This is a genomic window from Streptomyces sp. NBC_00009 (assembly GCF_045040855.1).
Lineage (GTDB): Bacteria > Actinomycetota > Actinomycetes > Streptomycetales > Streptomycetaceae > Streptomyces > Streptomyces aureus.
Genome location: NZ_CP108312.1, coordinates 6832324 through 6844033, shown reverse-complemented (window position 1 = coordinate 6844033; position 11710 = coordinate 6832324). Strand labels below are relative to the sequence as shown.

6 protein-coding genes are annotated in these 11710 nt (G+C 72.4%); 5 read left to right on the top strand and 1 reads right to left on the bottom strand.

What is annotated here, in order from left to right; translation table 11 throughout:
* The first annotated feature begins 4 nt into the window (after positions 1 to 4).
* Genes solA through OHA58_RS30945 form a run of 5 tightly spaced genes read left to right on the top strand, consistent with a single transcriptional unit; the run spans position 5 to position 6935 of the window.
* Positions 5 to 1159, top strand: a complete 1155-nt coding sequence (solA, locus tag OHA58_RS30965) for an N-methyl-L-tryptophan oxidase (protein WP_405482839.1) — start codon at positions 5 to 7, stop codon at positions 1157 to 1159.
* Between the two features lie 41 nt (positions 1160 to 1200).
* On the top strand, positions 1201 to 2301 hold the full coding sequence (locus OHA58_RS30960; RefSeq protein ID WP_405485263.1) for an aromatic ring-hydroxylating dioxygenase subunit alpha: 1101 nt from the start codon (positions 1201 to 1203) through the stop codon (positions 2299 to 2301).
* Positions 2294 to 3796, top strand: a complete 1503-nt coding sequence (locus OHA58_RS30955) for an aldehyde dehydrogenase family protein (protein WP_405482838.1) — start codon at positions 2294 to 2296, stop codon at positions 3794 to 3796. The genes OHA58_RS30960 and OHA58_RS30955 overlap by 8 nt, the downstream gene beginning before the upstream one ends.
* Positions 3793 to 5364: an APC family permease gene (locus tag OHA58_RS30950; RefSeq protein WP_405482837.1), complete on the top strand. Its 1572-nt coding sequence runs from the start codon at positions 3793 to 3795 to the stop codon at positions 5362 to 5364. Before OHA58_RS30955 ends, OHA58_RS30950 begins: the two co-directional genes overlap by 4 nt.
* A 20-nt stretch (positions 5365 to 5384) precedes the next feature.
* Positions 5385 to 6935 carry a GMC family oxidoreductase gene (locus OHA58_RS30945; RefSeq protein ID WP_405485261.1) on the top strand — a complete coding sequence of 517 codons (1551 nt, stop codon included), beginning with the start codon at positions 5385 to 5387 and terminating at the stop codon, positions 6933 to 6935.
* A gap of 13 nt (positions 6936 to 6948) precedes the next feature.
* Here the strand turns inward: OHA58_RS30945 and OHA58_RS30940 are convergent, their stop codons facing one another.
* Positions 6949 to 11664 (bottom strand): hypothetical protein, encoded by a 4716-nt coding sequence (locus tag OHA58_RS30940; protein WP_405482836.1) that lies wholly within the window; start codon positions 11662 to 11664, stop codon positions 6949 to 6951.
* Between the last annotated feature and the right edge of the window lie 46 nt (positions 11665 to 11710).

Below are 11710 nucleotides of genomic sequence, written 5' to 3'. Positions count from 1 at the left end.
GGACATGTCACCCACCTACGACGTGATCGTGATCGGCCTCGGCGGCATGGGCAGCGCCGCCGCCCACCACCTGTCCGCCCGCGGCGCACGCGTGCTCGGCCTGGAGAAGTTCGGCCCGGTCCACAACCGCGGCTCCAGCCACGGCGGTTCCCGCATCACCCGGCAGTCCTACTTCGAGGACCCGGCGTACGTACCGCTGCTGCTGCGCTCGTACGAGCTGTACGCGGACCTGGAGCGGGCCACCGGGCGGGAGGTCGCCACCCCGTGCGGCGGCGTCATGCTCGGCCGCCCCGACTCGCGCACCGTCTCCGGGTCCCTGCTGTCCGCCCTGCAGTGGGACCTGCCGCACGAGATGCTCGACGCCCGCGAGATCCGCCGCCGCTTCCCGACGCTCACCCCGAGGGACGACGAGGTGGCGCTGTACGAGGAGCGGGCCGGTCTGGTGCGCCCCGAGAACACCGTCGCCGCCCACCTCCAGCTCGCCACCCGTCAGGAGGCCGACCTGCACTTCGAGGAGCCGATGACGCGCTGGGAGCCGTACAAGGACGGGGTGCGCGTCCACACGGCCGAGAACACCTACACGGCAGGCCAGTTGGTGATCTGCCCGGGGGCGTGGGCGCCCGGTCTGCTGACCGATCTCGGGGTGCCGTTCACGATCGAACGGCAGGTCATGTACTGGTTCCAGCCGACCACGGGAACCGCCCCGTTCCGTTCGGAGAACCACCCGGTCTACATCTGGGAGGACGCGGCCGGCGTCCAGACCTACGGCTTCCCGGCCATCGACGGACCCGACCTCGGCGCGAAGGTCGCTTTCTTCCGCAAGGGCGTCGAGTGCACCCCGGAGACCATCGACCGCACGGTCCACGACCACGAGGTCGCGGCCATGGCGGAGCACCTGGCGGGCCAGATCCCCAGCCTGCCCGGGACCTTCCTCAAGGCTGCCACCTGCATGTACTCCAACACACCCGACGAGCACTTCGTGATCGCCCGGCACCCCGCCCACCCCGAGTCCGTCACCGTGGCCGCCGGGTTCTCCGGCCACGGCTTCAAGTTCGTGCCCGTCGTCGGCGAGATCGTCGCCGACCTCGCGCTCACCGGCACCACCGCGCACCCCATCGACCTCTTCGACCCCAGCCGCCTCGCCGCCGCGCCCGCCTGAGGAGTACGCACGTGACGACGACCCCCATTGCCCCCAGCCTGATGGCCACGCTGCCCGGGCACTACTACACCGATCCGGAGATCTTCCGGCAGGAGCAGGAACGCATCTTCGAGTCGATGTGGTTCTGCGCCGTGCGTTCAGCCGACCTCGACAAGCCGGGCGCGTTCCGCACGGTCCAGGTCGGCCGAGAGAACGTCCTCATCACCCGGTCCCGCACCGGCGAACTACGGGCATTCCTCAACGTCTGCCGCCACCGCGGCGCCCGCCTGTGCACCGAGGAGTCGGGCCAGGTCCGCCGCAACCTCCAGTGCCCGTACCACGCGTGGACGTACGACCTCGACGGCAAGCTCATCGCTGCGCCGAACCTCGTGCGGATGCCGGACGTCGACCGCACCCAGTACGGCCTCGTCAAGGTCGCCCTGCGCGAGTGGCTCGGCTACGCCTGGGTCTGCCTGGCAGATGAGCCGCCCTCCTTCGAGGAGACGGTGGTCGGCGCGGCCGTCGAGCGGCTCGGCGACACGGCCTCGATCGAGCGCTACCACACCCAGGATCTCGCCCTCGGCAAGCGCATCACGTACGACGTGAAGGCCAACTGGAAGCTGATCGTCGAGAACTTCATGGAGTGCTACCACTGCGCGACGATCCACCCCGAACTGACCGACGTCCTGCCGGAGTTCGCGGACGGCTACGCCGCCCAGTACTACGTGGGCCACGGAGCCGAGTTCGGGGACGGCGTGAAGGGCTTCACCGTCGACGGCAGCGAGGGCTTCGGCCGGCTGCCCGAGGTCGCCGACGACCAGGACCGCCGCTACTACGCGATCACCGTGAGGCCGACGGTCTTCATCAACCTCGTCCCCGACCATGTGATCCTGCACCGGATGTTCCCGCTGGCCGAGGACCGTACGGTCGTCGAGTGCGACTGGCTCTACGCGCCCGAGGTCGTCGCGTCAGGCGCCGATGTCTCCAAGTCCGTGGAGCTGTTCCACCGGGTCAACGCCCAGGACTTCGAGGCCTGCGAGCGGACCCAGCCGGCGATGGACTCCCGTGCCTACCGGCGCGGCGGCGTGCTCGTCCCGACCGAGCACCACATCGGGATCTTCCATGAATGGCTGACCTCGAAGCTGGGCGGTGCCCATGCCTGACCTGTTCATCGGCGGCGTGTGGACCACCGCCCGGGACGAGCGGACCCGAGAGATCCGGTGCCCCGCGGACGGCTCGCTCGTCGCCGTGGTCGACGAGGCGGGGGCCAAGGACACCGCCGACGCGATCGCCGCGGCCCGCCGGGCCTTCGACGAAGGCCCGTGGCCCCGGATGACGGCGGCCGAGCACGGCGACCTCCTCCTGCGCGTCGCCGACCTGCTCGTGCGCGACAAGGACGCACTGGCCCGCGCCGAGTCCCTGGACACCGGGAAGCGGCTGGTCGAGAGCGCGTACGACATCGACGACATCGCGAACTGCTTCCGCTACTTCGGGCGGCTCGCGGCCGCCGACACCGGACGCGTCGTGGAGACCGGGACGGAGGGCGCCGAGAGCCGGGTCGTATACGAGCCGGTCGGGGTGTGCGCCCTGATCACCCCGTGGAACTACCCGCTCCTGCAGACCGCGTGGAAGGTCGCCCCGGCGCTCGCCGCCGGCAACACCTTCGTCCTGAAGCCGAGCGAGCTCACCCCGCACACAGCGATCCATCTGATGCGGCTGCTCGACGAGGCGGGGCTGCCCGCGGGCGTCGCCAACCTGGTCCTCGGCGCGGGCCCGGAGGCGGGCGCGCCGCTCGGCGACCATCCGGACGTGGACCTCGTGTCGTTCACGGGCGGTCTGCGGACGGGACGGCTGCTCATGGCCGCCGCGGCGGGCTCCGTCAAGAAGGTCGCCCTCGAACTCGGCGGCAAGAACCCGAACATCGTGTTCGCGGACGCCGACTTCGACGCGGCCGTCGACATGGCGCTCACCGCGGTGTTCCTGCACTCGGGGCAGGTGTGTTCGGCCGGCGCGCGGCTCCTCGTGGAGGACTCACTGCACGACCGCTTCGTCGACGAGGTCGTGCGGCGCGCCGAACTCATCAGACTGGGCGGCCCGTTCGACGAGGAAGCGCAGACGGGGCCGCTGATCTCGGCCGCGCACCGCGCCAAGGTCGAGGCGTACGTCGCACGGGGCGTCGAGGAGGGGGCCGTGCTGCGCTGCGGCGGCGCACGGCCGAAGTCGGCCGCGTACGAGCAGGGCTTCTACTATCGGCCGACCGTCCTCGACGAGTGCACGAGCGGCATGTCCGTCGTGCAGGACGAGTCCTTCGGCCCGGTCCTGACCGTCGAGCGGTTCACCGACGAGGAGGAGGCGGTGCGTCTCGCGAACGACTCGATCTACGGGCTCGCGGGCGCCGTCTGGACCAGCGACGAAGGGAAGGCCGCGCGGGTCGCGGCCGGCCTGCGCCTCGGCACGGTCTGGATCAACGACTACCACCCGTACGTCCCCCAGGCGGAGTGGGGCGGCTACAAGCAGTCCGGCACCGGGCGCGAACTCGGCCCCTCCGGGCTCGCCGAGTACCGCGAGACCAAGCACATCTGGCGCAATACGCAGCCCGTCGCGCAGGGCTGGTTCGGCGCGCCGCCGGAGTGTCCTGAGGATGGTGACCCGTCATGAGCCAGGACGCGAGCACACAGGAGAGCCGGAGCGGGGACGACGCCGAGCTCGCCGAGTTCGGCTACCGGCCCGAACTCAAGCGCACGCTGGGCAACTTCCACACCTTCGCCGCGGGCATCAGCTACATCTCCATCCTCACCGGCACCTTCCAGCTCTTCTACTTCGGATACGCGAACGGCGGCCCCGCCTACTGGTGGTCCTGGCCGATGGTGTTCGGCGGCCAGTTCATGGTCGCCCTGTGCTTCGCCGAACTGGCCGCCCGCTACCCCGTCGCGGGTTCGGTCTACAACTGGGCGAAGAAGGTGGGCAATCCGCACATCGGCTGGCTCGCCGGGTGGATGATGCTGCTCGCCTCGGTCGTGTCGATCGCGGCCGTCGCGCTCGCCTACCAGCTGACGCTGCCGCAGATCTCGTCGGCCTTCCAGTTCATCGGGGACGGCACCGGCCCGTACGACGTCGCGACCAACGCCGTCGTCCTGGCCTCCGTACTGATCCTGTTCACGACGCTCGTCAACGCCTTCGGCGTGAAGCTGATGGCGACCATCAACACGGCCGGGGTCTTCCTCGAGCTGATCGCGACCGTCGTCCTGATCGTGCTGTTCGCGGTGCACATCGTGCGTGGCCCGCAGGTCGTGACGCACACGGCGGGGGCGGGCCACGGCCAGCCCTTCGGCTATCTGAGCGCGTTCCTCGTCGCGTCGCTGGCCTCCGCGTACGTCATGTACGGCTTCGACACGGCGGCCTCGCTCGGCGAGGAGTCCCTCGACCCGACGCGGGGCGCGCCGCGCGCCATCATCCGCGCGATCGTCGCCTCGTTCGTCCTCGGCGGGCTGATCCTGCTGCTCGCCCTGATGAGCGTGTCGAGCCTGACCGGCAAGAAGCTGTCGACGGACGGCCTGCAGTACGTCGTCCTCGACGTGCTCGGCCCGACGGCGGGCAAGGCGATGCTGTGGTGCGTCCTGATCGCGGTCACGGTATGCGCGCTCGCCGTGCACACGGCGGCGATCCGCCTCGCCTTCGCGATGTCGCGCGACAACAACCTGCCGGCGTCGTCGGTCCTCGGCCGCGTCAGCCCGCGCTTCAAGACACCGGTCGCCCCGGCCGTCGTCATCGGCGTCCTGGCGCTCGCGATCCTGGTCGTCAACATCCGCCAGCCGCAGATCTTCACCGTGGTCACCAGCATCGGCATCATCATGATCTACCTCGCCTATCTGCTGGTCACCGGCCCGATGCTGGTGGCCCGCCTGCGCGGGAAGTGGCAGCCGGCGGGCGACGGGAAGTTCTCCCTCGGCCGCTGGGGACTGCCCGTCAACATCATCGCCGTGCTGTGGGGCGGCGTCATGACGCTCAACCTGATCTGGCCGCGCGCGGCCGTGTACAACGCCGTCGCCCCCTACCACTGGTACCTGCGCTGGGGCGCCGTCCTGTTCATCGGAGTGATCGCGGGCGGCGGCTTCGCCTACTACTGGTTCGTCCAGCGGCACCGCACCGGTGTCCTCGCCGAGCACGCGGCCCAGCCTGCCCCGTCCGATGATTCCGTTGCCCTGGAGGAGGTCACCACACCGTGAACCAGCCCGTGAACCAGCCCGTGAACTCCGATGTCTTCGACTACGTCGTCGTCGGCGGAGGCACCGCCGGAAACGTCGTCGCGGCGCGCCTGTCCGAGGATCCGTCCGTCACCGTGTGCGTCCTGGAGGCGGGGCCGAGCGACGTCGGCGACGACAACGTCCTCCAACTGGACCGCTGGATGGCCCTGTTGGATTCCGGATACGACTGGGACTACCCCGTCGAGCCCCAGACCAGCGGCAACAGCTTCATGCGGCACGCCCGCGCCAAGGTCCTCGGCGGCTGCTCGTCCCACAACTCGTGCATCGCCTTCTGGGCGCCGGCCGAGGACCTGGACGACTGGGCGGCGGCGGGCTGCACGGGGTGGAGCGCCGCGGATGTGTTCCCGCTGTACAAGCGCCTGGAGAACAACGACGCCCCCGGGGACCACCACGGCCGCTCCGGCCCGGTGAAGCTGCGCACGCTCAAGGGCGCGGACCCGTGCGGCAGCGCGCTGCTCGCGGCCTGCGCCGAGGCCGGCATCCCGACCACGGCGTTCAACTCGGGCAACACGGTGGTGCGCGGCGCCAACTGGTTCCAGATCAACTCCGACGAGAACAACATCCGCCAGTCGTCCTCGGTCGCCTATCTGCACCCGGTCATGGGCAAGCGGCGCAACCTGACGGTGCGGACCGGGGTACGGGCCAAGCGGCTCGTCTTCGAGGGCCGGCGCTGCGTGGGCGCCGAGTACCTCGACCCCGATCTCATCCACACCAGGACGGTGCGGGCCCGCCGCGAGGTGATCCTCTCCTGCGGCTCCATCGACTCGCCCAAGCTCCTCATGCTGTCCGGAATAGGCCCGGCCGGTCATCTGCGCGAGATGGGCGTGGACGTGCTCGTGGACTCCCCCGGGGTCGGCGAGAACCTCCAGGACCACCCCGAGGGCGTGATCATGTGGGAGGCGAAGCAGCCGATGACCACCACGTCCAGCCAGTGGTGGGAAGCAGGCATCTTCTACGACACCGAGCCCGGCCTCGACCGGCCCGACCTGATGTTCCACTACGGCTCCGTACCCTTCGACATGAACACCGCGCGGTACGGCTATCCGACGTCGGAGAACGCCTTCTGCCTCACGCCCAACGTGACGCGCGCGAAGTCACGCGGCACCGTGCGGCTGCGCACCCGCGACTACCGGGACAAGCCGCTGGTCGACCCGCGGTACTTCACGCACGAGCACGACGCGCGCGTGATGACGTACGGGCTGAAGCTGGCGCGGCGCATCGCGGAGCAGCCCGCGCTCAGCGGCTGGGCGGGCGCGGAGCTGGCTCCCGGGCCGGATGTGCGCACCGATGACGAGCTGCTCGACTACATCCACAAGACGCACAACACCGTCTACCACCCCGCGTGCACGGTGAAGATGGGCGCGGACGACGACCCCTCGGCCCCGCTCGACGCGCGGCTTCGCGTGAAGGGGACCGAGGGCCTGCGCGTCGCCGACGGCTCCGTGATGCCGGACCTCGTCACGGTCAACCCGTGCATCACGACGATGATGATCGGCGAGAAGTGCGCCGATCTGCTGCGCGCGGACGCCTGATGCGACTGGCTCTCTAACTGGGCCGGCTCGCGGGGCGCTTGTACATGCGCGTCGCCGTGATCTCCCCGTGCACGGTCTCCTCGGCCGGGTCCTGCTGCGGCAGGCCCGGCCGCAGGTGCTCCTCGACGCTGATGTACTTCAGCCCGGCTCTGAGGTCCGCGTCGTTGCGCAACCTGATGACCAGCGGGAACTCGGCGAGTGCCGTCGTGTCGAACAGGCCGGTGGTGTAAAGGAGCTGCACGCCGAGCGCGTCCGACACGGCCCGCTGGAGTTCGAGCAGGTACGTGGCGTTGGCGCGGCCGATCGGGTTGTCGAGGAACAGCGTGCCCGCGTGCCGGTGCTTGTCGCGGCCCCGGTCGTTCGAGCGCAGGGCGGCCATCGTGCAGTACAGGGCGATGGCCGCGGTGAGCAGCTGGCCGCCGGAGAACACGTCGCCCATCTGTCCGACGGGGACCCGCTCGGCGCGCAGCACGGCGTCCGGCTTGAGGATCTCGACGGCGATGCCCTTGGGCTGGAGCGCTGCGGCGACGCCGCGCAGGAGCAGCGACATGCCGTCGCGGCGCAGGTCGGAGTTCTTCTTGACGGCGGCGCGGGTCGCCTCGTCGACGACCTCACCGAGCCGCTCCACGAGGGTCGCCTGGTCGGGCTCCTCGAAGCGGATGCGCACGAACTCCTGGCCCGACCACTCGCCGAGCCCCTCCGGGAGGCGGGACAGTCGCTGGGCGGAGCGCAGCGTGGCGAGCGCCGACTCGACGAGTCCGCGCAGCCGGTCCACGATCGAGTCGCGGTTGCGCTCCAGCTGCTCCAGCTCGTCGGTCAGGACGCGCAGCCGGGGCGCGAAGGCGTCCGCCCACTTCTGCGCGTGCTCCGGCAGCGACGAGGCGGGCAGCTCGCGGATCTGCTGCCGGGCCGGCGTGCGTACCTGCTCGTAGCGCGTGGCGTTCGCATGCCGTACGAGGATGTCGCTCGCGTCGCGCACGGAGGCCTCGGCGGCGGACAGGTCGGCGGCACAGCCGCGCAGGGAGCGCCGGGCCTCGGCCGCCGCGTGCCGGGCCTCTTCGAGGGTGCCGGGGTAGGGCTCGGGCTCGTCCTGCTCGGACTCGTGCCGGTCGGGGTGTTCGCGCAGCAGGTCCTTGAGGAGCGCGGCGGTCTCCTCGAAGCCGCCGGTCGCGTCCTCGGCAGCGCGGTGGGCGTCGAGGAGTTCGGTGTGGGCGGCGCGTGCCACGGTCAACGCGTCGGTACGCGCGGCCAGTTCGCCCGTGGCGGTGCGCAGGAGCGTCTGGGCGTGCTCGGCGCCGGTGGGGACGAGGTCGTCGGGCAGCTCGGTGTGGGCGTCGTCGCCGTCCCCGGGCGCGTGCCGCTCGGCCTCGCCGCGCAGGCGTCCGAGCTGCTCGCTGGCCGTGGAGACGCGGGCCTCCAGGATCTGGACCAGTTCGTCGGCGCGGGCCGCGGCGGCCTGCCGTGACGGTCCGTCGGAGCCGTCGGGGGATTCCAGGAGCTGGGCGGCGCGGGTGCGGACCTTGTTGCTGAGCCGGTCGAGCTCGGCGAGCGCGGCGCTCTCGTCGCTCTCCGCGCGGGCCTGCTCGGCGCGCAGGTCGGCGCCGACGCCGACCTTCTCGTAGACCTGGGATGCCGCGCGGTACGCCTCGCGCAGCGCGGGCAGCGACGGCTTCGGCGCGGCGCTCTCCGAAGCAGGCTGCTCCGGGTCCGCCGGTACGTCGTCGGGGGCGCCGGCGATCTCCGCGCGTTCGGCACGCAGGGCGCGGGCGGTACGGCGGGCGTCGTCGGCGGCGCGCTGGGCCGCCCTGCGGTCCTCGTCGGCGGAGCGGGCGCGCTCCAGGCACGTCTGGGCGCGTGCCTCCGACTCGACGGCCTCGTCGGCGAGTTCGCGCAGCTTGACCTGCCAGCCGGCGCGCTCGCGCAGCCGGAACGCGAGGCCTGCGAGGGCATCGGCGACGCGCCGCGCGCGCTGGGCCGCGTCCTGCCGCTCGTCGCGTACGCGGGTTGCCTCGACCGAGGTTTCGTCGGCCTCTGCGCGGACCGTGCGGGCCTCGGCGAGTTCGGCCTCGGTCTCGTCGGCGAAGGCGCGTGCCTCCTGTGCGGCGGCGGCCAGTTCGGCGAGGCGTCCGGCCGGGCAGCCGGTGCGCCACGAGCCGATCCGGGCGGCGAGCTCCCGGTCCTTGGAGAGCCGGGCGGCCAGGGCGCGGATCTCCTCGTCGCGCTCCGTCGCGCGCGTGCGCAGCGCCTGCCGCTCCTCGTCTGCGGCGTGCTCGTCGTGCATCGCCGGGTTGGGCGGCACGAGGAATACACCGAAGACACCAGAGACGCCGCTATCGCCCGGCTCCTCGTGGGGTGTCGGCGCGAGCAGGGCGGCCGCCGTGCCCACGGCTACGGCGGAGCGGGGCAGCAGGGCGGCGCCGCCGAGGGCCTCGCGGGCCCGGGCGTGCGTGTCGGGGTCGGTGATGACGACGCCGTCGACGAGCTCGGGGCGTGCGGCGAGCACGCGCGCGTGATCCGCGGGGTCGACGGCCTGGGCGAGGTAGCGCCAGCCGGGCAAGGCCGGAATGCCGTGCTCGCCGAGGAACTCGACGGTGGCGAGGACGTCGGGTCCCGGCGGCAGGAGCCCACCGTCGCCGAGCGCGCCGAGGATGCGGGCGTCGTCGGCCGCGGCCGTGCGCAGGTCGAACAGCTGGCGTTCGGCGGAGGCGACACCGTCGTCGAGGAGTGCCTTGAGGTCGTCGGCCGCGCGGTCCAACTCCTCGGCCGTGAGCGGGGTTTCGGTGAGGTCGCGGGGGACGGTCGCCACGCGGGCGTGCCCGGTCGCGGCTCCTTCGGCCGCCGCGTCCCGGGGTGCGGGCACCCCCGCGGCGGGGATCCGCGGGACTCCGGACAGTCCGAGCAGCTCCGCGACGCGCTCCTCGCGCGCGAGGGCATTGGCGGCGCGGTGCTCGGCCCCGTACGCGTTCTCGGCGGCCGTGGCGGCGTCCGCGGCGCGGGCCGCGGTGAGTTCGGCGCGGGCCTCGGCGCCCGCCGCCTCCCGGGCGTGCTCGCTCGCGCGCCGTGCGGCGTCACGCGCCGTGTCCCAGGCGGCGACCGTGGTCTTCTCCGCGTCGCTCGCGGCGAGTGCCGCGCGCGCGGGGTCGGCGTCGGGTGCCGTGTCGTCGAGCCAGCCGGCCCGTACCGCCTCGGCGGTCTCCTGCTCGACCTCGGAGAGCCGCTGCCGCAGGTGCCCGACCTCGCTGCGGGCGCGCTGCGCCTCCGTCGCGGCGACGGTCGCGTCACGGTGAGCGGTCTCGCCCGCCTCCTGGAGCGCGGCGGAACGCTCCTCGCCCTCGTTGGCCAGCTGCTCGGCGCTCTCGGCCGCTCCGTGCAGGGCGCGTACGAGGTCGGCGGCGGCCTTGGCGCGGGCGGCGAGGGCCGGGGCGGCGTCCCGCTCGGCCTCACGGATGGCGACGGCCACGCGCGCGGAGCGGTCGGCGGCCGCGCGGTGACGCAGGACGGCCTCGGCGGCCTGCCAGGCCGCGTGCAGGGTGCGCGCGTCGGCCAGCTCGCGCTTCTGCGCGGCGGCGGCCTTCTCGGCTCCGGCGAGCGCCAACGAGGCGTGCCGGTACGCCAGTTCGGAGGCGATGAGGGCGCTGCGGCCGCGGGCCTGCTCCGCCTCGCCGACGGTGTGCGCGGCTGCCGTGACCTGCTGGGCGAGGTCGGCGGCGCGGCCGCGTTCCAGGGTGGCGCGGGCGGCGAGCCTGCGGGCCAGGGTGCGGGTGCGGCGCTCGGCCCCGACATGCACGTCACGCGCGCGTGCCCGGGTGTCCGCGGCGTCCACGATGCGGCCGAGCAGGTCCACGGAACCGGCCGTGAACTCGCGTTCGGCGATCAGCTCGGCGCGCCGCCCCAGCTTGTTGCCGAAGCCGCTGACCAGGTCGGCGAGCCCGTCCGTGTCCCGCGTGTCGGTGACGGCGCGCAGGAGCAGGTCGGTGAAGTCGGAGTCCTTCTTGACGGCGAAGAGACCGGCGGCCTCACCCTCGTCCGCGTTCATCTCGCGCTGGTAGCGGAAGAGTTCGGGGTCGAGGCCGAGGTCGCCCAGGTGCTCGTTCCACCGGTCGTGGATCTCTTCCCAGTGCACTTCGAGGTGCGGGTACGCCTTGCCCGCGTCCGTGAGCGCGTCCCGGAAGCCCTTCATGGTGCGCCGCCGCCCCTGCGCGCCCGAGACGCCCTCGGCCGAGGCCCGTACGGCAGAGGACTCGGCGACGGGCAGCGAGTCCAGGCTCATGCCGGGCCCGGGCCGCAGTGAGTACCAGGCCTCGGCGAACTTCCGCGGGTCGTTCGAGACCTGCCGCCCCCGCCACTCGCTGACCTTGCCGACGACGACGCACTCGCCCGTGAGGGTGTGCTGCCACTCCAGGGCCACGTGCCCGCAGTCGTCGGCGAGCAGGAACTTGCGCAGGACGCCGGAGCTGGCGCCGCCGAGCGTGTTCCGATGGCCCGGCAGCATCACGGAGAAGATCAGCTTGAGGAGGACCGACTTGCCGCCACCGTTCTCCAGGAAGAGCACGCCGGCGGGCGCGGGGCGGCGCGGCGGCCCGACGGGCTCGTCCTCGAAGAACTCCGCCTGGGTGGGCGCGGGGTCGGGCACGGGCTCGCCGACGCCCCGCAGGTCCAGGACGGTGTCGGCGTAGCGCGCACCGGCGGGCCCGATGGAGTAGAGGCGAATCCGGGACAGCTCGTACATGGCGGCGGACTCTCGTCGTAGTAAGTCGGTAAGGCGGTACGTCGTG